26 protein-coding genes are annotated in these 25,129 nt (G+C 42.1%); 8 read left to right on the top strand and 18 right to left on the bottom strand.

From position 1 onward, the window contains the following. The first annotated feature begins 34 nt into the window (after window positions 1-34). Together G6Q48_RS10230 and cspE are read left to right on the top strand one after the other, a co-directional pair. Window positions 35-493, top strand: a complete 459-nt coding sequence (locus tag G6Q48_RS10230; RefSeq protein WP_102138288.1) for a methylated-DNA--[protein]-cysteine S-methyltransferase — start codon at window positions 35-37, stop codon at window positions 491-493. Window positions 494-709: 216 nt separating this feature from the next. Next, window positions 710-919, top strand: a complete 210-nt coding sequence (gene cspE, locus G6Q48_RS10235; protein WP_004257099.1) for a transcription antiterminator/RNA stability regulator CspE — start codon at window positions 710-712, stop codon at window positions 917-919. A 133-nt stretch (window positions 920-1,052) separates the two neighbouring features. Here cspE and lipA read toward each other — a convergent pair whose 3' ends face one another. The 9 genes from lipA to rsfS form a co-directional block, all read right to left on the bottom strand. After that, window positions 1,053-2,018 carry a lipoyl synthase gene (lipA, locus tag G6Q48_RS10240; RefSeq protein WP_102138289.1) on the bottom strand — a complete coding sequence of 322 codons (966 nt, stop codon included), beginning with the start codon at window positions 2,016-2,018 and terminating at the stop codon, window positions 1,053-1,055. A gap of 122 nt (window positions 2,019-2,140) precedes the next feature. Further along, complete coding sequence (gene lipB, locus G6Q48_RS10245) at window positions 2,141-2,755, bottom strand: lipoyl(octanoyl) transferase LipB (protein ID WP_375373116.1); 615 nt, start codon at window positions 2,753-2,755, stop codon at window positions 2,141-2,143. 243 nt (window positions 2,756-2,998) lie between these two features. Beyond that, on the bottom strand, window positions 2,999-3,262 hold the full coding sequence (gene ybeD, locus G6Q48_RS10250; protein WP_004257083.1) for a DUF493 family protein YbeD: 264 nt from the start codon (window positions 3,260-3,262) through the stop codon (window positions 2,999-3,001). Window positions 3,263-3,428: 166 nt separating this feature from the next. Next, window positions 3,429-4,640 carry a D-alanyl-D-alanine carboxypeptidase DacA gene (dacA, locus tag G6Q48_RS10255; protein WP_166266277.1) on the bottom strand — a complete coding sequence of 404 codons (1,212 nt, stop codon included), beginning with the start codon at window positions 4,638-4,640 and terminating at the stop codon, window positions 3,429-3,431. 172 nt (window positions 4,641-4,812) lie between these two features. After that, entirely contained in the window at window positions 4,813-5,787 is a 975-nt protein-coding gene (gene rlpA, locus G6Q48_RS10260) for an endolytic peptidoglycan transglycosylase RlpA (RefSeq protein ID WP_102138292.1), read from the bottom strand. A gap of 13 nt (window positions 5,788-5,800) precedes the next feature. Continuing rightward, window positions 5,801-6,913, bottom strand: coding sequence for a peptidoglycan glycosyltransferase MrdB (mrdB, locus tag G6Q48_RS10265; protein WP_102138293.1), 1,113 nt, complete (start codon window positions 6,911-6,913; stop codon window positions 5,801-5,803). A 37-nt stretch (window positions 6,914-6,950) separates the two neighbouring features. Beyond that, window positions 6,951-8,840, bottom strand: a complete 1,890-nt coding sequence (gene mrdA, locus G6Q48_RS10270; protein WP_102138294.1) for a peptidoglycan DD-transpeptidase MrdA — start codon at window positions 8,838-8,840, stop codon at window positions 6,951-6,953. Between the two features lie 32 nt (window positions 8,841-8,872). Next, window positions 8,873-9,343 (bottom strand): 23S rRNA (pseudouridine(1915)-N(3))-methyltransferase RlmH, encoded by a 471-nt coding sequence (gene rlmH / locus G6Q48_RS10275; RefSeq protein WP_004908925.1) that lies wholly within the window; start codon window positions 9,341-9,343, stop codon window positions 8,873-8,875. A 2-nt stretch (window positions 9,344-9,345) separates the two neighbouring features. Further along, window positions 9,346-9,672 (bottom strand): ribosome silencing factor, encoded by a 327-nt coding sequence (gene rsfS / locus G6Q48_RS10280; protein ID WP_080750930.1) that lies wholly within the window; start codon window positions 9,670-9,672, stop codon window positions 9,346-9,348. Between the two features lie 344 nt (window positions 9,673-10,016). On the opposite strand from rsfS, the gene G6Q48_RS10285 reads away from it, so the two are divergent. Next, window positions 10,017-10,661 carry a YbgA family protein gene (locus G6Q48_RS10285; protein ID WP_242685802.1) on the top strand — a complete coding sequence of 215 codons (645 nt, stop codon included), beginning with the start codon at window positions 10,017-10,019 and terminating at the stop codon, window positions 10,659-10,661. Here G6Q48_RS10285 and nadD read toward each other — a convergent pair. The 8 genes from nadD to G6Q48_RS10325 form a co-directional block, all read right to left on the bottom strand. Beyond that, window positions 10,649-11,314, bottom strand: coding sequence for a nicotinate-nucleotide adenylyltransferase (gene nadD / locus G6Q48_RS10290; RefSeq protein ID WP_166266283.1), 666 nt, complete (start codon window positions 11,312-11,314; stop codon window positions 10,649-10,651). The two genes, G6Q48_RS10285 and nadD, sit on opposite strands and share 13 nt — an antisense overlap. After that, window positions 11,307-12,338: a DNA polymerase III subunit delta gene (holA, locus tag G6Q48_RS10295; protein ID WP_102138297.1), complete on the bottom strand. Its 1,032-nt coding sequence runs from the start codon at window positions 12,336-12,338 to the stop codon at window positions 11,307-11,309. Before holA ends, nadD begins: the two co-directional genes overlap by 8 nt. Continuing rightward, entirely contained in the window at window positions 12,338-12,877 is a 540-nt protein-coding gene (gene lptE / locus G6Q48_RS10300; protein ID WP_102138298.1) for an LPS assembly lipoprotein LptE, read from the bottom strand. The genes holA and lptE overlap by 1 nt, the downstream gene beginning before the upstream one ends. A gap of 30 nt (window positions 12,878-12,907) precedes the next feature. Then, entirely contained in the window at window positions 12,908-15,490 is a 2,583-nt protein-coding gene (gene leuS / locus G6Q48_RS10305; protein ID WP_166266286.1) for a leucine--tRNA ligase, read from the bottom strand. A 315-nt stretch (window positions 15,491-15,805) separates the two neighbouring features. Continuing rightward, window positions 15,806-16,531: an amino acid ABC transporter ATP-binding protein gene (locus tag G6Q48_RS10310; protein ID WP_004257041.1), complete on the bottom strand. Its 726-nt coding sequence runs from the start codon at window positions 16,529-16,531 to the stop codon at window positions 15,806-15,808. Continuing rightward, window positions 16,528-17,205 carry a glutamate/aspartate ABC transporter permease GltK gene (gltK, locus tag G6Q48_RS10315; protein ID WP_036958176.1) on the bottom strand — a complete coding sequence of 226 codons (678 nt, stop codon included), beginning with the start codon at window positions 17,203-17,205 and terminating at the stop codon, window positions 16,528-16,530. Before gltK ends, G6Q48_RS10310 begins: the two co-directional genes overlap by 4 nt. Before the next feature lie 4 nt (window positions 17,206-17,209). Beyond that, window positions 17,210-17,950 carry an amino acid ABC transporter permease gene (locus tag G6Q48_RS10320; RefSeq protein WP_102138300.1) on the bottom strand — a complete coding sequence of 247 codons (741 nt, stop codon included), beginning with the start codon at window positions 17,948-17,950 and terminating at the stop codon, window positions 17,210-17,212. A 115-nt stretch (window positions 17,951-18,065) separates the two neighbouring features. Further along, window positions 18,066-18,959, bottom strand: a complete 894-nt coding sequence (locus G6Q48_RS10325; RefSeq protein WP_102138301.1) for an amino acid ABC transporter substrate-binding protein — start codon at window positions 18,957-18,959, stop codon at window positions 18,066-18,068. Between the two features lie 580 nt (window positions 18,960-19,539). Between G6Q48_RS10325 and G6Q48_RS10330 the strand changes: the two genes are divergently transcribed. The 5 genes from G6Q48_RS10330 to G6Q48_RS10350 all read left to right on the top strand — a co-directional run bounded on the left by G6Q48_RS10330 (window position 19,540) and on the right by G6Q48_RS10350 (window position 24,351). Beyond that, a complete protein-coding gene (locus G6Q48_RS10330) occupies window positions 19,540-19,950 on the top strand; it encodes a metal resistance protein (RefSeq protein WP_102138528.1) in 411 nt (136 codons plus the stop codon). 48 nt (window positions 19,951-19,998) lie between these two features. Further along, window positions 19,999-22,071 carry a protein-disulfide reductase DsbD family protein gene (locus G6Q48_RS10335; protein WP_166266289.1) on the top strand — a complete coding sequence of 691 codons (2,073 nt, stop codon included), beginning with the start codon at window positions 19,999-20,001 and terminating at the stop codon, window positions 22,069-22,071. Beyond that, window positions 22,068-22,799 (top strand): DsbA family protein, encoded by a 732-nt coding sequence (locus G6Q48_RS10340; RefSeq protein WP_102138303.1) that lies wholly within the window; start codon window positions 22,068-22,070, stop codon window positions 22,797-22,799. The genes G6Q48_RS10335 and G6Q48_RS10340 overlap by 4 nt, the downstream gene beginning before the upstream one ends. Window positions 22,800-23,212: 413 nt before the next feature. Beyond that, entirely contained in the window at window positions 23,213-23,713 is a 501-nt protein-coding gene (locus G6Q48_RS10345; RefSeq protein WP_166266292.1) for a protein disulfide oxidoreductase, read from the top strand. A gap of 110 nt (window positions 23,714-23,823) precedes the next feature. After that, entirely contained in the window at window positions 23,824-24,351 is a 528-nt protein-coding gene (locus G6Q48_RS10350) for a protein K (protein WP_166266295.1), read from the top strand. 44 nt (window positions 24,352-24,395) lie between these two features. Here G6Q48_RS10350 and G6Q48_RS10355 read toward each other — a convergent pair whose 3' ends face one another. Then, window positions 24,396-25,109, bottom strand: a complete 714-nt coding sequence (locus tag G6Q48_RS10355) for an NUDIX hydrolase (RefSeq protein ID WP_166266298.1) — start codon at window positions 25,107-25,109, stop codon at window positions 24,396-24,398. Between the last annotated feature and the right edge of the window lie 20 nt (window positions 25,110-25,129).

The following is a 25,129-nucleotide window of genomic DNA, read 5'->3' on the forward strand; positions in this document are numbered from 1 at the left end:
CAATCAGGTAATTGAGTCCTTTTGAGGAGATACTATGTACCATCAATATTTAGCAACCCCGGATAAATTTCCTAAACCGTGGATCCATATTACGGCTGATGATGACGGAGTAACTAGCCTCTATTTTGTTGATGAAAAAACAGAAAAAGAAACGAAGAATGAACATTCCAAGCTTTGCGTAAAAGAATTAAAGGAATATTTTAATCACAAAAGAACCGCGTTTACGGTTGAATTAAACCCACAAGGAACAGAATTTCAGAAAAAAGTATGGAAACACCTTTGTGGGATCCCTTATGGGGAGCGATGGAGTTATAAAGATTTGGCATTAAAGCTAGGATCCGTCAATTATTGCCGCGCAGTCGGTATGGCAAACTCACGTAATCCAATCTCATTAATTGTTCCTTGTCATCGCGTTCTTGGACACGATGGAAAACTAGTGGGATATACAGGGGGCTTAGATATTAAAGATTGGTTACTTTTGCATGAGAAGTAAAAGCTAAATAATTAGCTATAAGTAATACTATTAGTTGTAATAATTACTATTGTTAAGAATTATTATCGAAATCAGAGCCCATTCTATCGATAAATAATATTTTTTTATCTTTTTAGTCCATTTTCGTGATCTAGGTTGTAGACAAGTAACTGAGAAATCTGATGTACTGAGCTTGATACAGATGGTGTGTCTATTTTATTTTAAAGGTAATATTTGATGTCTAAAGTTAAAGGTAACGTTAAGTGGTTCAACGAATCTAAAGGTTTTGGTTTTATCACTCCAGAAGATGGTAGCAAAGATGTATTTGTTCACTTTTCTGCGATTATGGGCGATGGTTTCAAAACCTTAGCTGAAGGCCAAAAAGTGGAATTTGAAATTACTGAAGGTGCTAAAGGCCCATCTGCTGCTAACGTTATTCCTCTGTAATTTTTATAATTAAGATTAAAACGAACAGCTGAAAACTCGCCCTAGCTATCTAGGGCGAGTTTTTTTATCTATAAAAAATAAAAAAGGCCTGATATAAACCAGACCTTTTCATCTATAAATTAAACAGTTGAGACTATTTAACTTCTTCGCCTTTAGCTTGTAAATCGGCATGGTAAGAAGAGCGAACGAATGGGCCACAGGCTGCGTGAGTGAAGCCCATTGCCATGGCTTCATCTTTCATTTCATCAAACTCAGCAGGGCTAACATAGCGTTTGACGGGTAAGTGATGACGGCTTGGCTGCAAGTATTGGCCAAGTGTGAGCATCGTGACACCATGGCGACGTAAATCGCGCATAACTTCGATAATCTCTTCATTGGTTTCACCAAGACCGACCATTAACCCAGATTTAGTTGGGATATCGGGGTGCGCTTCTTTAAATTTTTCGAGTAATTTTAAAGACCATTCATAATTAGCGCCTGGACGAACTTGGCGGTAAACACGCGGCACGTTTTCAAGGTTATGGTTGAACACATCTGGTGGTGTTGCGGTTAAAATCTCTAATGCGCGATCCATACGGCCGCGGAAATCAGGAACCAGTGTTTCAATTTTAATTGATGGGCTTTTTTCACGAATAGCACGAATACAATCAGCAAAATGTTGTGCTCCGCCATCACGTAGGTCATCACGGTCAACTGACGTGATGACGACATAGCGTAGCGCCATATCTTTAATAGTTTGTGCTAATTTTTCAGGTTCGTTTGCATCCGGTGCATTAGGTCGACCATGAGCAACATCGCAGAAAGGACAGCGGCGGGTACAAATAGCGCCCAAAATCATAAAGGTCGCAGTACCGTGGTTAAAACACTCAGAAAGGTTAGGGCACGAAGCCTCTTCACATACAGAGTGTAAGCCATTTTTACGCATGGCGGCTTTAATGCCTTGAATACGAGTGGAGTCAGCAGGAAGCCTAATTTTCATCCAGTCAGGTTTACGTAGAATTTCTTCTCGTTCAGTCACAACGTTTTTGACAGGGATCAGCGCCATTTTGTCGGCGTCACGATATTTAATTCCGCGTTCTATCTGAATTGGTTTACTCATAATATGACGGTTCCAGTTATCTTTTATGCTGATGGATAAGTGATAATTCTAAATAAAACTAAATGGAGGCTGTTATCCATTCATTAAAATATTTTTTAAAATTGTTAAAAATTATAGCATTATTATTGAGCGATATGAAATCCCAGTGTGTCACAGAATTGGCGAATTAGCACAGGCTGAACATCAGAAACTGACACTTTGGGAGCAAGGTCACTCACTTGGGTCATTTTTAATTCACTGTAACCACAAGGGTTAATGCGGTTAAAGGGTTCAAGATCCATATCAATATTTAATGCGAGACCATGAAAAGAACAGCCTTGCCGTATGCGTAATCCGAGGGAGCAAATTTTATCGCCATTAACATAGACACCAGGAGCATCAGGGCGAGGATACGCTGCAATATTAAAATGGGCAAGGGTATTAACGACGGTATTTTCTAGTGCGCTGACGAGTTCTCTGACACCAATTTTATTACGTTTTAAGTCGAGCATCACGTACATCACTTGCTGCCCAGGGCCATGGTAGGTGACTTGGCCACCTCTATCACTTTGAACGACAGGAATATCACCAGGGGCAAGAACGTGTTCTGCTTTTCCGGCTTGGCCTTGGGTAAATACGCGAGGATGTTCAACCAGCCATATTTCATCACACGTATTTTGGGTACGCTCTTCAGTGAATTGATGCATCGCATCAGAAACAGTTTGATAAGGAGCAAGGCCGAGTTGGCGTATGGTTATACATCTATCTGACAAAATTTAGGTGTCCACGTTGTCTTTATCGTTGCGGGCAGTATAACGCCTATGTTTGCCATACTTCAAGCTAACATCGTATCTGGTACTTGCATAAAATGTGATTCAAATTGGAATCAAATGTTATTTAGGTGTAAATGTAATCCACGCTAAAGTAGAGGAACAAAACGAAAAAGGCCGAATAGCAACAGACTATTCGGCCTTTGATGTGGATCTTTAATACAGTTTTGATTAAAGCACTACTTTCACTAACTCTAATGCACCTAACTCAGTGTACAAGGTTTCAACTTGTTCAATATGAGTTGCATTAATAGTAATAGAAACTGAGTGATAATTGCCTTTGCTACTTGGTTTTACGTCTGGGCTATAGTCACCTGGCGCATGGCGCTGTACCACTTCAATCACTTGATCAACCAGTTCAGGCTGTGCCAAGCCCATTACTTTGTAGGTTAATGGACATGGGAACTCAAGCAGTTCACCTAATTTCGTTTTCATGGGCACTCCTAATTTTTAAATTGGGCTGCTGGCTGAAAAAGATTGGCTGGTATTAAACCAGCCAATGAGAAGTATTCATCCAACAAACATTTCGATACTTATCTATTTCAATACTTATCTATTTCAATGCTTACTATATGGGGACGACTTGTTTTAGTTTCAAGTCTTAACCAAACCAGCGATGAAAGAGTAATTTGATGTAGTCAATTAACCGGCTGAAGAAACCACCTTCTTCAACATCTTTTAACACCGCTAGAGGGTGTTGTTCGATGATTTTGCCATCAAGCTGAAAACTAATTGTCCCGACTTGTTGGCCTTTGGTTAACGGGGCTTCGAGCTCAGTGGTTGATAACTCATAGCTCGCTTTTAAATCTTTTAAGCGACCACGTGGGATTGTGAGGTACAAATCTTCTGTGACACCTAATTTTACTTCATTTTCATCACCAAGCCAGACTGGCACACTGGCAAAGTCAACATTGGCTTGTAATGGCTTAACGGTTTCATAAAAGCGGAAGCCATAAGTGAGTAATTTTTTGCTCTCTGCATCACGGCCTTTGCTGCTTTTACCGCCCATAACAACCGAGATCAGGCGCATGTCGCCTTCGGTTGCTGATGCGACAAGGTTGTAGCCCGCGGCATTAGTATGGCCTGTTTTGATACCGTCAACCGCAAGGCTTTTATCCCACAATAGGCCATTACGGTTTGTTTGGCGGATATTGTTAAAGGTAAATTCTTTTTCTTTATAGATAGCGTATTCTTCAGGGACATCACGCACTAGCGCTTGGCCAATAAGGGCCATATCACGGGCTGAGCTGTACTGACCATCCGCATCTAAACCATGAACGGTTTCAAAATGTGTGTTTTTTAGCCCTAATTTGTTCACGTAGCCATTCATTAATTGAACAAAGTTGGTTTGGTCACCTGCGATATAGTCGGCCATTGCAACACAAGCATCGTTACCTGATTGCAAATTAATACCACGAGTTAACTGTGATACGCTAACGCGATCGCCAGGTTTTAAGAACATCAATGATGAGCCTTTAAATATTGGATTACCCGTCGCCCATGCATCATTTCCGACCGTGACAATATCATTTTCACCAATTTTACCTGACTTAATTGCTTGACCAATAACATAGCTGGTCATCATTTTGGTCAAACTCGCAGGGTCGCGGCGCTGGTCAGCATTACTTTCAGCAAGAACTTTGCCTGAATTATAATCAATTAATATATAAGCTTCTGCATCAATCGCGGGTGCAGCAGGAATTGATGTATTCGGGAAGGTTTCATTAGCATTTGCAATATTAGCAGTCATAAGAAGGAGTGCGGAGCCCAGCACTGTATGACGCACGATGCGTGATGGAGCGACATTATTCATGGTTTTACCATTACATCCGAAATTCGGTTAACACAAGGAGGCGCAGTTTAGCAAAAGAAAGGGGTAAGAAAAAAGTGACTTTTGCGCTGTACCAATGATTTTTTTGTCAGTTCAATATTGCCTGAATTTAGGTTGCTCCAAATAGACGTGAGCAACCTAAGTTGGCATCGCTTTATGGCGCAACGACCATTGACGATTGATTTTTTTCAGACTGTAAACGGCCTTGAACCTCAACAGCTTGCTGTCTTGTACTAAATGGCCCTAACTGTACTCGGTAAATACCATTGTAGGGTTGTAGGCGCCCAGGGACATTAAACTGCGTTTTCAATTCATTCAGCATGTTTTGAGCATTGGTTTGGCTACTAATTGCACCAGCTTGAACGAGAAAACCGCGTTCTGGCACCGATTCTTCAGCTGTAGTTGCTGCTGGTGGCGGTGTTGGTGTTTGCAGGTTCATATCTGGCATAGTAGGCTGCATCGGTTCTTTTGGCTGCTGAACGGGCAATGTATTTTCTGGCGTAGGCAAGTTCTCCATTACAGGGGTACCCATTGGGCCAGAACCTAATTGTGGGCGTCCCGGTAATGCATAACTTTGTTTCACAAAATTAGAACCCACGGTCCCTGTTCCTGACAAGCTACCATCTTGAGCAACTTGAATGGCATCAATTTTAATTTTTGTTGTAGGCATTAAATTCAGGCGGTCAGCGGTTGCTCTTGATACCGCAATACTTTTGCCCGGGACATAAGGCCCACGGTCATTAACACGGACGACCATCATGCGGCCATTCATCATGTTAGTGATACGAACATAACTTGGAATTGGCAAAGTAGGGTGAGCGGCAGTTAATTCCACTGGGTTAATACGTTCACCAATCGCTGTCATATTGCCTGCAGACTCTGCACCATAAATGGATGCATAGCCTACTTGGCTAAATTGTGATGGGTCACGTACGATTTGGTATTGTTGGCCATTACGTGAGTAATCATTATTTGCAGTTGGATGATACGGCTCATAATGAGGCTCTGCACCTAATACATCTTGAGTGGGTACATTGGCTGGCACTTGGGCAGGTTGTTTAACTTCATCTGTCACACAGCCACTGAGTAGCGCGGCTGTGACGCCAAGCATTATCCATTGTAAACGCATACTAAGCCTCATTTTATAAACTTTTAGAAAGGAATTTTCGGTGTGTATGTATCGACATGATAATACCGAATCCAGCCATTAAAACAATCAAAGCGGAGCCCCCGTAGCTCACTAAAGGGAGAGGGACACCAACGACAGGTAATATACCACTGACCATACCGATGTTCACAAATACATAGACAAAAAGGATTAAGATCAAACCACCAACCATAACCCGACCAAATGTATTCTGTGCGCTAGCAGCAATATAAAGCCCGCGAATAATCAGTAAAAGGTATAAGCCAAGTAAAATAAGCACCCCGACTAAGCCAAGTTCCTCTGCTAACACGGCAAAAATAAAGTCGGTATGTCTTTCTGGCAAAAACTCAAGCTGTGATTGTGTGCCATGGAGCCAACCTTTCCCCATTAACCCACCAGAACCAATCGCAATTTTTGATTGGATAATATGGTAACCAGCCCCTAATGGGTCTGTTTCTGGGTCTAATAACATCATAACGCGGGCTCTTTGGTAGCCATGCATTAAAAAGAACCACAGCAATGGAATAAAGGCTGCGAGAGCAATGGCTGCGACAGCAATGAGCCGCCAGCTCATCCCGGCAAGGAACAAAACAAACAAGCCGGAAGCGGCAACTAAAATTGAGGTACCAAGGTCTGGCTGCGCTGCCACTAATAATGTCGGTACAAAAATCAAGACGAGCGCGATTAAGGTGTTTTTGAATGAAGGAGGGCACAGGTCTCTATTCATGAAACGAGCGACCATTAAAGGAACGGCAATTTTTGCAATTTCAGAAGGCTGAAACCGAATGAAACCCAAGTCTAACCAGCGCTGAGCCCCTTTACTTATTTGCCCAAACACATCAACAAAAACCAGTAAGATAACGCAAAAAATAAACAGGTGAGGAGCCCAGTTTTCATACATTCTAGGGGGGATCTGCGCCATCACTATCATGACAACGAAACCTGACGCAATCTGCCCCAATTTGCGTTCCATCATTTCAGGATCTTGGCCGCTAGCGCTCCACATTATAAATGCGCTGTATGCAAGCAACGCGATGATAATCAGTAGCATAGGCACATCTATATGCAGACGCATGGATAACGAATTTTTTTTCTTATCGTCTGTCATATTCTTTATAGCCCATTGTTATTCGTTGGATTGTGCATCAGCGATCTTCTCCTGCATTGGTTGCTGACACCGCGACTTCGGTACGGTTATCACCAAGAAGAACGTGGTCAAATATTTGCCGCACAATGTCACCGACTGCAGGGCCCACGCCCCCATTTTCTAAAATAATCGCAACAGCGATAGTGGGTTTATCATACGGAGCGTAAGCAATCATCAATTTATGGTCGCGTAAGTGTTCAGCGAGTTTACTGGCATTATAGGTTTCATAACTGAAGACTTGAGCGGTACCCGACTTGGCAGCCGCTTTATATGGTGTACCAATGAAACTGCGGCGCCCTGTACCATTTGGTGCGTTGGCAACACCGTACATTCCATGCTTAGCGAGCTCCCAAAAACCTGAATTCACATCGCCAATTTGTTTGGTCTCTTTGTCTTCATAAGGCACCATGGCATTACCCAATTTTGTACCGTAGAGCAAATGAGGTGTTTTAACTTGGCCATCATTAATTAGTGTCATCAATGCTTTTGACATTTGAATTGGCGTTGCGGTCCAATAGCCTTGTCCAATACCAACAGGAATGGTATCACCTTGATACCAAGGTTTTTTATAGCGTTTTTGTTTCCATTCACGGGTCGGCATGATCCCTGAGCGTTCTTCAGCAAGGTCAATCCCCGTATAATCGCCAAAGCCAAACCGGCTCATCCACTCAGAAATACGGTCAATCCCCATGTCATAGGCGACTTGATAGAAGAAAGTATCAGCCGATTCAATAATAGATTTTGATACGTTGAGTTTGCCGTGCCCCCAGCGCTTCCAGTCACGATAACGTTTTTCTGAACCGGGTAATTGCCACCAACCAGGGTCAAAAATGGTGGTATTGGGGGTGATCACTTTTTCACTTAACGCAGCGACAGAAATAAACGGTTTTACTGTCGATGCAGGGGGGTATAGCCCTTGAGTTGTTCGGTTAATCAATGGCCTGTCAGGGTTATTCAATAGCGCTTGATAATCTTTATTGGAGATACCGTTAACAAACAAGTTAGAGTCATAACTTGGATTCGATACCAGAGCCAAAATTTCCCCATTACGCGGATCAGTGACGACGACGGCTGCACGGCTAGTGGTTAACAGCTTTTCGATATAAATTTGCAATTCGAGGTCAATGGTGAGGTAGATATCTCGACCCGCTTGCGGTGGTTGCTCATGAAGCTGGCGAATAACGCGACCACGACTATTCACTTCAACTTCTTCATAGCCTGTTTTACCGTGTAAAATGTCTTCATAATAGCGTTCAATACCTAATTTCCCGATATCATGACTAGCGGCATAGTTGGGTAATAAGCCTTCTTTATCAAGACGTTCGACATCTTTGTCATTGATTTTCGCCACATAGCCAATCACATGGGTTAATGCAGAGCCGTATGGGTAAGAGCGTCGTTGATAGCTTTTGACTTCTAAACCGGAAAAACGGTATTGATTAACGGCAAAACGAGCGACTTGGACTTCATTGAGCTGCGTTTTTAGTGCAATTGAGGTAAAGCGGCGTGAACGTTTACGCTCTTTTTCAAAATTAGCGATGTCTTCGTCAGTTAAATCGACCACATTGCGAAGGTTATCTAAGGTTTCTTGTAGGTTGCTGACTTTTTCAGGCACGATTTCTAACTGATAAAACGTGCTATTAAGTGCGAGTTGAGTTCCTCGGCGGTCATAAATAATCCCACGGCTTGGTGCAATAGGCACTAATTTGATTCTGTTATCATTTGACCGCGTTTGGTAATCTTCATGACGAACAATTTGCAAGTGATACAAATTCGTCACAAGAATAGACGTTAAAATGACAATCACACCGAAGGCAATGAGCGCTCGGCGGATAAACAAAACTGACTCAGCGGTATGGTCGCGAAAAGGGGTGCGTTGTGTTTTCATCCCATTGCCATTTTGAACATATTTAAACCTGACTATTCCCTGTGGTAAGGGTGATTAGTCGTAATACTCCATGCGCGATACAGACTTTCGGCAACAAGGACACGAACCAGTGGATGGGGGAGCGTAAGTGGTGAAAGTGACCAGCTTTGCTCTGCCGCTGCTTTACACGCAGGTGCAAGGCCTTCGGGGCCACCGATTAATAAACTGACATTACGGCCATCTTGCTTCCATTTATCGAGTTGTACGGCAAGTTTCGGGGTGTCCCAACGATCGCCTGGAATATCCAAAGTGACGATGCGATTTCCTTTACCTACAGCTGCGAGCATTAATTCGCCTTCTTTTTCTAGAATGCGTTTTATATCTGCATTTTTCCCACGTTTTCCGGCTGGAATTTCCGTTAATTCAAAGGGCATATCTTTAGGAAAACGGTGGAGGTAATCCATAAAGCCGGTCTGGACCCAGTCCGGCATTTTTGTTCCAACGGCGATGAGCTGTAATTTCAAACTCAGCTCCAGAGCTTTTCTAATTCATACATACGACGACTTTCATCTTGCATAATATGAACAATGGCATCGCCAAGGTCGACGACAATCCAATCAGAAATACCTTGCCCTTCAACACCTAATGGCATTAAACCATTTTTGCGGCAAGCGTCGATTAACCTGTCAGCAACAGACATCAAATGGCGGCTTGATGTCCCTGTACAGATGATCATCTGATCGGTAATACTTGATTTCCCTTGAACATCGATAGTAATGATATCTTCTGCTTTAGCATCATCAAGCTGATCGATAATAAATTGTTGGAGTTCAGTTCCTTGCAAAAGGTTCACCTTTTATTCAAATAAACAGAATATCACGTTAAACACTGTTTGTAGTTTGTAGATAAAATAATCGCTGATAATGAATCAAACACATTAACAGCCTTGCTATTTTACCCTAGATTTTAAGAAAAATCGGCTAAATTCTTTTTTATTCATTGTGGAGTGAAATTTATAGGGATATCCGTACATTTGAGCAAGAAGTTTGTGCTAACTTTACAAAATAACGCTAAAAACTGTTCCCCTGATAAATATTTTAGGATGAGATACGTATTGTGCAAATAATTAAACCAAAAGTTTTTATATTTGAAGGGATTAATCACCTGCCTGCTAGTATTCATCAGCAAGTGAGTTCTATGATTGAATTTGTAACGAATTTCTCCCATGAGGACATGCAAGACAAGGTTAATGGTATTATCAGCTCTAAACAGCAATTCTCTGAATTACAGGGACTATTCCCTGCGAGCATTCCGATATTAACAGATGACAAGCTACAAAATGTCGTGTTCTGGGACTGCTTTTTGACGAAATTGTATACGATACAACGATTAAATGACTTACATCACGCGTTAACACATCACAATATTATTCAATTTCATAGCTGCCATAAATATCTCATTATGGCGTATTCTCCAGTTGGCTATCAGTATACTGGGCGTTTAGTGGCGAGTATTAAAAGCAGCACCGATCTTGAGTGTTTTTTTAATCAATATAAATCCTGTTTAATGGAAATATTGGCAACGGTGCCTGCAAGAAACATTGAAGTTAATGCGCTGAGTCATATGCAAGGTTATTTTAAACACAAAGCTACGAAGGATGAGAAAAAACGCTTATTGTGGCTGATTAATGACTATTTAGCGGGGAATTTACCGTTAAACCGGCCATTAGCGATGATGCGACAGTTGCTTGTTCAATACCCAGACAACTATTTAATAGAGCAAGTTATTTTTGAACCATACCCTAATTGTAATTCAATAAGAGAGATCCCTTATTGCTGGTAAAGGTGTTGTTGATGAATATATTGCAGAACCGCATCTGGAATTAAATCCTGACACGAGTCACCGGAGCTTAATTTTTCGCGGATTTCGGTTGCAGAGATATTTACCAGTGGGGTATCCCCAATAAAAATATACCCATTCGCTACTTGGTTTAAGGCAATAGGGTCTGTTGTTTGATGTTCTAACAGCCAATTTTGCATTTTAGGGTCGGTAAACTGTGTGGCATACCCCGGTCGGGAACAAACCAATAAATGGCAGTTATCAAGTATGTGATCCCAGCCGTGCCATTTATTAATCGACAATAAGGAATCTTGACCAATAATAAACGCCAGGGGTTTTTCTGGCCCAATTTCTTGGCGTAATTCAACCAGTGTTTCTATCGTGTAAGAAGGGCTATTTTTTTCTAGTTCACGCGTATCGATAGCAAATAAAGGTGAATTTTGAATCGCGAGTTTCACCATTTCTAAACGTTGTGATGGAGTCGCTTCTGGCTGTGGGCGATGGGGGGGAACGTGGTTAGGTAACAAGATAACTTTTTCGAGACCAACTTGTTGGGCAAGGGCTTGCACCGGACGTAAATGACCAAAGTGAATGGGGTCGAACGTCCCACCGAATAATGCTAGCAAGTTATGTTGTTTTGAAAAGGAATTACTCATGAATAAAATTCTCTGCAAATGCTTTACCACATAATAGCATAGACAGTGACTGCAGGTCAGGCCATGGAGAATGGCTAAAATCTTGTTTAATATTGATTTCTGCTTGCGTTAATAACATTAATGCAGATTGTAATTGATGCAATGTTAAACGTTGTAAAGCTTCCGTGAGCACACCTCGGCGGTTTTGCCACACTTTGTGTTGATCAAATAATGTCTTTAATGGGGTTGTTGCAGATTGGCGTTTCAATGTAATAAGCAACATGAGATCACGTTGGATTGAACGCAATAAAATAACAGGCTCGACATCTTCTTGTTGCAGTTGCTCTAAAATATGCCATGAACGGCGGGACTTACCAGCCAATAGGGCATCAACCCAATGGTAGGGGGTAAAATGCGCAGAATCATTAACGGCACTTTCGACCCGAGGGTAGGTGAGTTTACCATCTGGATAAAGAAGAGACAGCCGCTCAAGTGCTTGTGCCAAACCAAGTAAATTCCCTTCATAGCAGTAACAAAGTAGCTGGTTAGCTTCGGTTTCTAACGAAAGCCGCATACTGTAGGCGCGTTTAGAAACCCATTGTGGCAACCGCTGATATTCAGGAGTTAGGCAGCTGATATAAATAGCATCTTGGCTAATTGCTTTAAACCAAGCACTGTTTTCTTGTGCTTTAGTGAGCTTATGACCGCGTAACACAAGAAGGAGATCTGAATGCAGTAGTTGTGCCAGTTGGTTCAGCTTTTCAGCCATGGCTGCGTTAGGGCCATTTTCAGGCAATAACAGCGTCAGAGTTTGACGGCTTGCAAATAGGCTGAGAGCTTGGCAGAGGCTAAAAATCTCATCCCAATCGGTATTTTGCTCAAGAGAAAACGAAAAATGCTCTTCAAAGCCTTGCTCTTGTGCGGCTTTTCGGATGGCATCTTGGCTTTCTTGAAGAAGAAGGGGCTCATTGCCCCAAATTAAATAGCGGCCTCTTAGAGACTCTTGTAACGAAGAGGCCAGCTGTTCAGGGTAAATACGCGTCATTATGGTTGAGTATTCGTATCAGCCGCTTGGTTTTTTGCTTTTTCAAGCTCTGCTGAATGAACAAGCAATAATTTACGCACGATATTACGTGCAGCTTGTTCTTGCATTTCTTGTCTAACAATTTCTTTCTCTGCATCTTTTGCAAGTGCTTCTAAAGGGTTGTCGAAGAAAGTGCGTTCAACACGGCTTTGTAATGGATATATTGCACCATCAGGCATTAAAACCTGCGCATTCATCACCAGTGTTAATTGTTTCTCTGCGGCTTTACCATCTTGATAAACGGATACAGTTTCTGTGTTTTCAGTCGAACCAATGACTTTCAAAATAGGAATGTTCGGACTTCCAGTTTCGAGAACCTTCACGTTACTGAGCCGTAGTTGCTCCCTGAGCGCTCTTGTGAGGTAGCCATATGGGTCACTTGAACTTAGCTGCAAAGTTCTCAGTTCCTCAGGAATTTGAGTTGTTCCTTGAAGACGAAAACCGCAACCTGCGGTGACTAGCACCGCCAGGCTCAAAAATAAAGTTATCAGATAACGCACCTGGCCTCCTTATCAGCCAACAACCTAATATTAACCTACAACAAGGTTTAGCAATTTGCCTGGGACATAGATTACTTTGCGGATGCTAACACCTTCAAGGTATTTCGCTACGCTTGGCTCATTTTTTGCCATGTCTAGGACAAACTCTTGGGTTGCATCAGCCGGAACGGTGATACGGCCACGCACCTTACCATTAACTTGAACAACAACCAGTTTGGTATCGTCAATCATGGCTTTTTCATCAGCAACAGGCCACTGTGCAAAGTCGATGTCCGTTTGGTGACCGAGTGCTTTCCACATCTCAAAGCAAGCGTGTGGAATGATTGGTGATAACATCAGCGTGATAGCCTCGAGAGACTCTTGGACTAATGCACGGTCTTGCTCAGTTTCTTGTGGTGCACGAACTAATTTGTTTAAGAATTCCATGACGGCTGCAATCGCGGTATTAAATGCATAACGACGACTGAAATCATCAGAGACTTTAGCAATTGTTTTGTGCAGATCACGACGTAAGTCTTTCTGTTCTGGTGTCAGTGCGCTGATATCTAAAGGCGAAGTGGCGCCTTTTTGAGAATGTTCATGCACTAAACGCCAAACACGACGAACGAAGCGGTTAGCGCCTTCAACGCTAGACTCTTGCCACTCAAGGGTTAACTCAGGTGGAGCCGCAAACATCATAAACAGACGAACAGTATCGGCACCGTATTTTTCGACCATCAATTGTGGATCAATACCGTTGTTTTTCGACTTAGACATTTTGCTCATACCGGTATACACCAGTTCATGGCCTTCACTGTCTACGGCTTTAGTAATACGGTTTTTGTCGTCACGTTCAACAATGGTATCTGCTGGGGATACCCAAACACGTTGGCCATCGCTGCCGGTGTAATAGAATGCATCAGCAAGCACCATGCCTTGGCACAGTAGACGTTTTGCTGGTTCATCAGAGTTAACTAACCCTGCATCACGCATCAACTTATGGAAGAAGCGGAAATACATTAAGTGCATGATGGCGTGTTCGATACCACCAATATATTGGTCAACCGGTAACCAGTAGTTTGCTGCCTCTGGGTTTAACATGCCTTCGTCATATTGTGGGCAGGTATAACGTGCATAGTACCAAGAAGATTCCATAAAGGTATCGAAGGTATCCGTTTCACGTAACGCAGGTTGACCATTAATGGTCATTTTTGCCCACTCAGGATCAGCTTTAATTGGGCTAGTAATGCCGTTCATCACGACATCTTCCGGCAGAATGACAGGTAATTGGTCTTCAGGAACAGGCACGACAGTACCATCTTCCAATGTTGCCATTGGGATTGGTGCGCCCCAGTAACGTTGACGTGAAACGCCCCAGTCACGTAAGCGGTAGTTTACTTTGCGTTGGCCTGCGCCCAGAGAAACGAGTTTATCTGAAATCGCATTAAAACCAGCTTGGTGGTCTAATCCATTGAACTCACCTGAGTTAATCAGGGAATTCTTCTCAGTCATCGCTTCTTGGGATAAATCAGGCTCATTGCCATCAGCATCAGCAATAACAGCCTTGATGGGTAAGTTATATTTGTGAGCGAATTCCCAGTCACGTTGGTCATGGGCAGGAACGGCCATAACCGCACCAGTACCGTATTCCATTAAGACAAAGTTAGCGACCCAAATTGGCAGCTTTTCTTGGGTTAATGGATGAATAACGAATAAGCCGGTAGCCATACCTTTTTTATCCATGGTTGCCATATCTGCTTCTGCAGTTTTGGTGTTACGGCACTCATCAATAAATTGGGCTAATTCTGGGTTATTTGTCGCAGCTTCTTTCGCCAGAGGGTGTCCTGCTGCAACAGCCACATAAGTTGCCCCCATAAAAGTATCAGGGCGAGTGGTATAAACTGTTAAGGTTTCATCACGGTCTGCAACATTGAATGTGATCTCAGTTCCTTCGGAACGGCCGATCCAGTTGCGCTGCATGGTTTTGACTTGCTCTGGCCAGTCATCTAATTTGTCGAGGTCGTTGAGCAGTTCTTCCGCGTAGTCGGTAATTTTAATAAACCATTGTGGGATTTCTTTGCGCTCAACAGGGGTGTCACAACGCCAGCAGCAGCCATCAACCACTTGTTCATTCGCCAAAACGGTTAAATCATGTGGGCACCAGTTTACCGCAGAGGTTTTTTTGTACACTAAACCTTTTTCATACAATTTAGTGAAGAACCATTGTTCCCAACGGTAATATTCAGGAGTACAAGTGGTGACTTCACGATCCCAATCATAACCGAAACCGAGCATTTTCAGCTGGTTTTTCATGTAGTCGATATTGGCGTAAGTCCATGGCGCAGGAGCTGTATTATTTTTAACTGCAGCACCTTCAGCAGGCAGACCAAACGCATCCCAACCAATTGGTTGGAGAACGTTTTTCCCCAACAAACGTTGGTAACGAGAGATAACGTCACCCATGGTGTAGTTACGTACGTGGCCCATGTGTAGTCGACCAGAAGGGTAAGGTAGCATGGACAGGCAGTAGTATTTTTCTTTGCTGTTGTCTTCAGTCACTTTGAAAGTTGCTTTTTCATCCCAGTGACGCTGTACTTTAGGCTCTATATCTTCTGGACGATATTGTTCTTGCATGGCACCGATAATCCTATGGTGAATAAATGCTACATCTGTAGCGTGAATGTCTTTCTTAAATTGAGATCCGCATAGCATAGCGGATCTACACCGAAAACAACAATAGTTGATTAGCTGAACCTACGGGGGAAGCTGGATATTGCTTTTCGGGGAACGGATCAGGATATTTTACGCTGATAACCAAACAACTTAACTAAAAAACCAGTGAAATGGTAGTGGTTTGTTGAACTATTTCGGATCTGGGGCGTTGTTGTTGATTTATTTGTTAATAATATAGTGATAAGAGGAGGGAGCTAATAAGCTCCCTCTCTAATATTAATGAAGAATTTTTGCGAGGAAATCTTTTGCACGATCAGATTGTGGGTTAGCAAAAAAGTCTTCTTTTTTACTGTCTTCAACAATCTTCCCTTCATCCATAAAAATCACGCGATTAGCCACTTTTTTGGCGAAGCCCATTTCATGGGTAACCACCATCATGGTCATACCTTCATTAGCTAATTCAACCATAACATCAAGAACTTCGTTGATCATTTCTGGGTCTAGCGCTGAAGTAGGTTCATCAAATAGCATTGCTATTGGGTCCATACACAGTGCTCGAGCGATAGCGACACGTTGTTGTTGTCCGCCTGAAAGCTGAGCTGGAAATTTATTGGCATGGCTGGATAAACCTACGCGCTCCAATAATTTCAAACCTTTTGCTTCCGCTTCTTTTTTATCGCGGTTTAATACCTTAACTTGCGCTAATGTCAGATTTTCAATGATTGATAAATGAGGAAATAGCTCGAAGTGCTGGAACACCATTCCTACTTTAGAGCGTAATTTGGCAAGGTCAGTTTTTTTGTTATTTACTTGAATATCATTCACAAAAATCTCACCCTGCTGAATAGGTTCTAAACCATTCACTGTTTTTATTAATGTGGATTTACCAGAACCAGATGGCCCGCACACAACCACAACCTCACCTTTTTTAACTTCAGTTGTGCAGTCTGTAAGCACCTGAAATTGGCCATACCATTTGGATACATTTTTCAGGGTTATCATGAAACAGTCCTTTTCTTAAGATAATTCACTAACATAGAAGCGCCAAAACTAACAATAAAGTACACCAGACCCGCAAACAGTACCATCTCTACTTGTGTCCCATCACGCTCACCTATATTGGTGGCGGTACGGAAAAAGTCTGTCAAACTGAGCACATACACGAGGGATGAGTCCTGAAACAGTACAATCCCTTGAGTTAACAACAACGGCACCATGGCTTTGAAGGCTTGCGGTAATACGACGAGCCGCATGGTTTGCATATTTGTCATTCCCAATGCTAACGCAGCAGAGGCTTGCCCTCGAGAAATACTTTGAATACCAGCACGAATGATTTCAGAGTAATAGGCCGCTTCAAAAAGAGAGAAGGCTATCATTGCCGAAATTAAACGAATATCATTTTTTGGTGATAAGCCTAGAACATTTTGTAATAAGCTAGGCACAATTAAGTAGAACCACAGCAAAACCATGACTAGTGGAATGGAGCGAAATGTATTCACATACAAGGCAGCAAACCAGCTAATGGGTTTGAATGTGGATAACCGCATCACAGCAAGGACAGTACCCCACAAAATCCCCACCACTATCGCGGTCAGTGTAATTTTCGCGGTGACAATAAAGCCATCGATTAAGAAGGGCATACTCGGAGCAATTGAGCTCCAATCAAATTCATACATCATTTTACCGCCCTCCAATGGTGCCAGGTAAGCGAACTTTGCGCTCTAATAACGTCATCAAAATCATAATAATGACGTTAATTCCGACATAAGCTAACGTAATTGCGGTAAAGGATTCCCATGCGTGAGCAGAATAGTCCAATAGCTTTCCTGCTTGTGCCGCCATATCGACTAAACCAATGGTTGATGCAATGGCTGAGTTTTTGACCAAGTTCAGCATTTCAGACGTCATTGGTGGCAAAATTACCCGATAGGCGTTGGGTAATAAAACGTAGCGATAGGTTTGTGGCAAAGTGAGCCCCATTGCGAGAGCAGCGCTTTTTTGCCCTCTAGGTAGTGACTGAATGGCTGCACGTACTTGCTCGGTCATTCGTGCTGCGGTGAATAACCCAAGGCAAAGCATTGAGGAAATAAAGAATTGATAGTTAGGATCTAAGTCCATTTTAAACCAATCCCCGATTGAGCGAGGGAGAAGTTCTGGAATAACCAAATACCAAGTAAAAAATTGCACAATAAGTGGTACGTTGCGGAATAACTCTACGTAAGCAGTTCCTAAAAAGGCTAAAAAACGGTTAGGTACGGTACGTAAAATACCGAAAAATGAGCCGACTAAGAATGCGATGATCCAGGCACAAATAGAAAGTGTTACGGTGACTTCGAGGCCAGATATTAACCACCCTAAATAGGTGGTATTCCCAAACGGGGCTTCCTGAAGGAAAATCCCCCAATTCCAGTTAATAGACATGATGTTGACTTCCTGTGGGCAATGAAATTCCCGAATACTGTCGTAAAAGAGGATGCAAGGCGGGGAACGGCCACCTTGCAATTCTTACTTCAGTAATACCCTGTTTGTCTTTTTATTAGTTTAATGCTTTGTCATTCGGTTCTTTAAATAAGGCTTTCATTTCATCGGATAACGTAAATTTCAGGTTCAGATTTTTTGGTGGAATAGGTTGATTGAACCAGCGGTCAAAGGATTTCTCAGCGACACCCGAGGTTTGTGCATTCGCAATGGTTTCATCGATAAGCACTTTAAATTGAGGGTCGTCTTTACGTAACATACAGCCGTAAGCTTCTTCAGTTTGTGGTTTGCCGACGATTTCCCAGATCTCTGGTTTTTTCGCTTTTGCTCGCTCACCTGCTAACAATGCGTCATCCATCATAAAGGCGACAGCACGGCCAGACTCTAAGGTACGGAACGAGTCACCATGGTCTTTCGCGCTGATAATGCGCATTTTCATGTTTTTTTCATCATTTAACTGATTCAACAGAATTTCAGAAGTTGTACCTGAGGTCACAACGACATTTTTACCTGCTAAGTCAGCAAAGTCTTTTACACCAGAGTCACCTTTGGTGAGCAAGCGTGTCCCGACCACAAAGATCGTGTTAGAGAAAGCGGCTTGTTTTTGTCTTTCTACGTTATTGGTTGTTGAGCCACACTCAAAATCAAATGTGCCATTTTGCAGTAGTGGAATACGGTTTTGTGATGTAATTGGAATGAGTTTGACTTGCAGATCAGGCATGTTTAATTTTTTCTTCACTGCATCAACAATAGCATTTGAATAATCCTGCGAGTAACCCACCACTTTCTGGCTATTATCATAGTAAGAGAAAGGGACGGAAGATTCACGATGACCAACAACTATTACACCGTTGTCTTTGATTTTTTTCAGAGTGCCGTTTAACTCTTCTGCTTGGACTGCACAGGTTGCACCTAAAATCATCATCGATAATACAAGTTTACTTATACGCATAGTTACAACTCCTTTAGAACATCGGTGTAAACCCGTTGTAATTTTAAGGAGGTATCGTGAGATAACGCCTAAATTACTGTGGTTTTGTAGTGTTGTGTTTGCAAATGTTTCGCAGATTTAGATAATCCCGCGATTATTCGCTATATGTTTTATTGTTGTTAAAAAGTAATTAAATTTGTTAATTAATGAAAACGAATTGTTTCAATTTCGGGAGCTGTCTCGCATATTATTTGGGTAATTTTTGAATTACCGCACTAACATGGTGATTAGCCACTTAATATTGTCTTAAATTGATAATCACGCACTGTTAAGGTGCAAACTATCTTCGTATCATGCCATATATTGGATAAAGCAATTTACGTGCCGAGTTTTGATGGAACTGCATGTTTGTTTGTGGGAAAGGAAATAATATTTGTAAAGTTAGCTGATGGTACTTGTACGGAATGTTTTGCTGTGTAAGATGTAACCTCTATTTAACTTATAGATGGGGTAACGGTATTAGTCAAAGACTGGTTTTTATCGTTATGGTTATCAAAGTCGCATAATTAGTGTTATTTCAGGAAGTTATACCAAGATGCGCATGAACAGGCATTTAAAATTAGGTAAAGGATTAGTGATATTCGCCTGTCTGATGGTATTGATTTGTATGAATCAACGTGCCGTCGGAGAGCGTCTGCTCGCCAATTTTTTTGTGCCAGATGTCTTAGCTCAAGTGCAAATTAATACTGGGGCTAACCTTTCCTATATCGAACAATCACAAGTAAAACAAGCTGATAGCAGTAGTTCGCATCTTTCTAGTTGTGAACTGAGCGCCAAGTCATTAATGACTTTGTTACCTGTTGTGCTTGAACCATTCTTCTTTATGTTCCTTACTTTGGCTGCGCTAACTTTATTTTGTACTAATCTATTTATATCTAGAGCAAATAATGAAGAGAAGCATGCCCCTCCAAGAGTCAGAAGACACTTACAGTTTTGTAATCTTCGGAATTAACACACAACGAATAGGGACTGGTTTGTGTAATTTATTCTGGAGGAAACAATGCGTTTTTTAATTAATTCATTTTTTATATTTTTTGCACTATTTTCGAGCAGTTTATATGCTGCGGATACGGGGTGGTTGCAACCTGCGAATACGGGGTGGATGAATGACAACACTCCACGACATGCGCAGGTTAGGTTATTAAGTTCGGCGCAGGAAAATGGCAAAGTCGACATTTTGCTCGATGTAAAGCTTGATGAGGGCTGGAAAACCTATTGGCGTTCACCTGGTGAAGGGGGCGTTGCGCCTGAAATTGTGTGGTCATCACCTGTTGAAGCAACGGATTGGCAATGGCCAACACCAGGGCGCTTTGATGTCGCAGGTGTTTCAACTCAAGGTTACATGGGGGATATTGCCTTCCCCATTACAGTAACAAGTCATGAAAAGTTGGATAAACTTGAAGGTACGTTAACATTATCAACGTGTAGTAATGTTTGTATTTTAACCGATTATCCGTTTGAGCTCGATTTAACAGAGCCTGTTCCTGCTGACTTTACTTGGGCGTTTAATCAAGCCAAAGGTGCAGTTCCACCATCAAGTGGTTTAGTTGAGCAAACCAAAGTTGGTTTTGCGAATGATAAGCTAATCATTGAATTGCAGAAAAGCACAGGCAACGCGTGGGAACAACCGAATATTTTCACTGATGTGGTTGAAGGGGCGGCACTAGGCGTTCCTGTTATAGAAACATCAGGTGACCATTTAACAGCAACAATAGATGTCGGTGATGATTGGGGGGGCGATTCTCCCGATTTAACCGGAAAAACCCTCTCTTTTGTTGTTGCAGATGGTGATATTTCACAGCAAGTTAGCCATCAAGTTAGCCCATTTACTGGCACGATAGCGTCTAAAGTGAGCAGTGCTTCTTTATGGCAGGTGATGCTATTTGCCCTTTTAGGGGGGCTGATCCTTAATCTAATGCCGTGCGTACTTCCGGTGTTAGCAATGAAACTTGGCTCTGTATTGATGGTACCTAATGGTGAGCAAAAGACCATTCGCCGTCAGTTTTTATTGTCCTCTCTCGGTATTCTAGTTTCCTTTTGGTTACTGGCGCTCTTGATGACGTTATTACGAGTCGGTCAACAAGCTGTCGGTTGGGGAATTCAGTTCCAAAACCCGTGGTTTATCGGCTTTATGGTGCTGGTAACGGCGTTATTTACTGCGAATTTATTTGGCTTATTTGAAATCAACCTCGGTAGTAAGGCCAATACACGCTTGGCGACAGCTGGTGGTCATGGTAACAGTGGCCATTTTTGGCAAGGGGTATTTGCGACATTACTGGCAACGCCTTGTTCTGCACCATTTTTGGGCACCGCAGTGGCCTTTGCACTGGCAGCGCCAATGGAAGAGTTGTGGCTGATCTTCACGGCATTAGGTGCCGGTATGAGTTTGCCATGGCTACTTATAGCGGCTTTCCCAGTTATTTCTCGCTTACTACCAAAGCCTGGTATGTGGATGCTGAAGCTGCGTGCCGTTCTTGGGTTAATGATGCTGGTATCCAGTTTATGGTTAATTAGCTTATTAATACCACATTTTGGTGTCACTACCTCGACCGTGATTGCTGTCGTTTTCTTAGTGTTATTAGTGGTCTTTATCGCGATAAAACGCGGTGTAAGGGCGGCTATCTTACCATTTATATTATTTGCCGCTTTTGCTGGTGGGTTTGTTTGGATGACACAAGAACAGCATTCCGGTAGCCGTTCTCTTGTTAAAGATACCGTAAATTGGCAACCTTTGACTGAACAAGCGATTACGGCTGCACTGGCGGATAACAAACGTGTATTTATTGATGTCACCGCGGAATGGTGCGTAACCTGTAAGGCAAATAAATACAATGTACTGCTAAGGGATGATATCCAACAGCTGCTTAGTGAACCCGATGTTGTTGCTTTACGTGGTGATTGGACCAAACCTTCACCTGAAATTACGGCATTTTTACAAAAACGTGGGCAGGTTGCTGTTCCATTTAATCAAATTTATGGCCCTAACTTGGCCGAAGGCGAAGTACTGTCAACAATACTTGACCGTGAATCGCTAATATCCGTTATGAATCAGGCCAAAGGAGCCACAAAATGAAAAAAACAATTTTAGCTGTTTTATTTTCGTCACTAATGATTGGGTCAGTAGCACAAGCAGCACCTTTGAGTGCGGACCAAGAAGCACAAGTGCGTAAATTAGTGCGTGATACTTTGGTTGAAAACCCAGAAATTTTGGAAGAAGCGATTGTTGCCCTGCAAGCAAAACAAGGGGAAAAACAGCAAGCTCAAATGAAAGAAACCTTAAAAGCAGAGCAGGACGCTCTGTTTAATGACCCAACCAGTCCACGTATCGGTAAAAAAGATGCCAAGTTAGTTTTGGTTAACTTTACTGATTTTAACTGCCCATTCTGTAAGCGTTTCGACCCTCAACTGATGGATATTGTGAAAAAATATCCAAATGATGTGGCAGTGGTAATCAAATATTTACCATTTAAAGGCCAAACATCAATGGATTCAGCACAGTTAACAATGACACTGTGGCAAGAAGATCCGAAAGCATTTGAAGCTTTACATCACAAGTTTATGCAAAAACAGGGCATGCTATCAGATGCAAATATCAAAGATGCTCTCAAAGCTACTGGCAACGATAAATTGAAAGCGAGTGATAAGAGCCGTGATGGTATTCGCACTAATATGATATTGGCAGAAAAATTGGGCGTGAATGGAACACCAGCAACATTGGTGGGTGATGAGCTGATCCCAGGCGCTATTGATGCACAGCAGTTTGAGGCGGTAGTGAAGGAGCAGCTCGCTAAGCTCAAATAATCCTCGTTATCCTCGTCATACTTCGCGCTGTGGCGTTGTTGGCTGCTCTCGACTACGTGGGTCACATACTTGTGTATGCTCCCCACGATAGTTTCGTTTGCTGCCTAGCCACAACGCGAATTATTTAGAGGATAGATTGCGCCTCGTCATACTTCGCGCTGTGGCGTTGTTGGCTGCTCTCGACTACGTGGGTCACATACTTGTGTATGCTCCCCACGATAGTCTCGTTTGCCGCCTAGCCACAACACGAATTATTTAGAGGATAAAGTTAAGCTTAAGATTTACTTAGAAAAGTATTAGCGAATTAGGAAAGAATGCATTTTAACTTAATAACAAAGCATTAATTTCGATTAAATGCTTTGTTTTCCTATACGTTAATTTGGGCTATTTGAAAACTAAGTGGTTAAAAACGTATGTCTAGACTAAAAAAGTGGTCTAAAGAAATTATTGTTTTGGCAATTATTTTATTTATTGCCTTTACGGTGATGGATTTATGGCGCAAGCCACAAACCCTTGCGCCCGTATTATTGGAACAGCACACGCTAGTGAATGGTGAGAGCGTTTCTCTAGCTGAGTTAAGCAAAGAAAAACCAATACTGGTTTATTTCTGGGCGACGTGGTGTGGGGTATGTAATTTGACTTCGCCAACGGTATCAGAATTAAGCCAATCAGGTATGCCAATTATTTCAGTAGCGATACGCTCAGGTGAAACATCTCGCTTAATCAAGGGAATGGAAAACAAGGAATTAACGTTTCCTGTGATTAACGATACCAGTGGTCAGCTTTCCAATGCGGTTGGGGTCAGCGCAACTCCCACATTTATGGTGATTGATAACGGTGAATTAGTTAGCTTTACATCGGGTTGGACTAGCTCTTATGGTCTAAAAATGCGTATGTGGTTGGCATCCTTTTAACTTTCTACCATCCCCTTTGACCTAAAAAGGGGACTTTTCTGCCTATAAGTTTAATTTATCATTATGGTAAACTCATTCGGCTATATAAATAATAAAAATAGGTGAATGGGATGGTTATGTTTAAAAAAGTGGTTGGATTATTTCTAGGTGCGGTATTAATTACGGGATGCTCCCCTGAGGTGGAAGAAAAAACAACAACGAAACAGCCGTCAGAAACGATAAAAAATTCAAAAATAGAACAGCGTTATGATGAAATAAAAGCCAATTCGACAGAAGATAAAATCAATGCTTTTAATGCAAAAGGGGATGATGACCCAACGATGTTACGGGGTATTTTTCTGTCTGATATGGCTAAATCCTTACCTATGTTAATCGACGATGTAACACTATTGACGGAAGTGATTGCTAAAAATGGCATGTTATTTTACCAATATACTATCAAAGGGATCCCTGACAACATATTGGAAGGTGATAGCTGGCAGCAAAATATGCGTGAGATTTTAAACCGCAACTACTGTGATAAAAATGCAGGCATGGATATATTGCATGAAATGTTCCCCGAAGGTATTACGCATAATTATCATAAGTCTAACAAACTCATTTTTACCTATATTGTGACCCCTGCGATTTGCCAATAGCATTCATTAGAGCGCCTGATAATATTTATCAGGCATATCAATTACTAAAATTCTAAATTACGAATAAAACGGTAATCCGCGGATTGTGGTTTTAAACGATACAAATTAGCGGGTCGGCCGCGCTCGTGGCGTTTTTCTCCGGTATCAATCAACAAATCCGCTTGTTCGAGTCGGCGCCTAAACGATTTATTTTGCAAAGGCTTACCAATCAAAACTTCATGGACATGTTGTAGCTCAGCTAAGGTAAAAACGTCAGGGAGTGCGAAACCTGGAACGATTGAGTAGAGTGATTTTTGCTTCAGACGTTCTCTCGCTTGTTGATAGAGTTTGAAGTGGTCGAATGCAAGAGAAAGTTGATCAATTTCATCAATAGAGACCCATTTTACAGAATCCACTGTATCAATATGCGCTTCGCAGGCTTGGTAAGCAATTAGAGCAGTATAGCAAACAGTGACAGACCAGCCTCGAGGGTCTCGTTGGTGGTTTCCTTCTGTACAAAGTTGCTCAACATAGGGGGGAATAACCCCCGTTTTTTCTTTCAGCTTACGTAAAACAGTCTCTTCTAAATTTTTATCATTTGTTTCATCAATAAAACCACCCGGCAGCCCCCACTTTCCTTTTTCAGGAAAATTAGCGCGCTCGACAAGTAATACTTTCAGCGTGTTTTCATGATAGGTAAATACTACAGCGTCGACAGTGATAAGCGGTGATAGAAATTTTTTTCTATCGTAGTGAGCTAAAAATTCTTTTTCATTCATTTGGTTATCACTCAAAGTCT

This window comes from Providencia sp. M-27 (genome assembly GCF_011077905.1).
GTDB classification, from domain to species: domain Bacteria; phylum Pseudomonadota; class Gammaproteobacteria; order Enterobacterales; family Enterobacteriaceae; genus Providencia; species Providencia huaxiensis.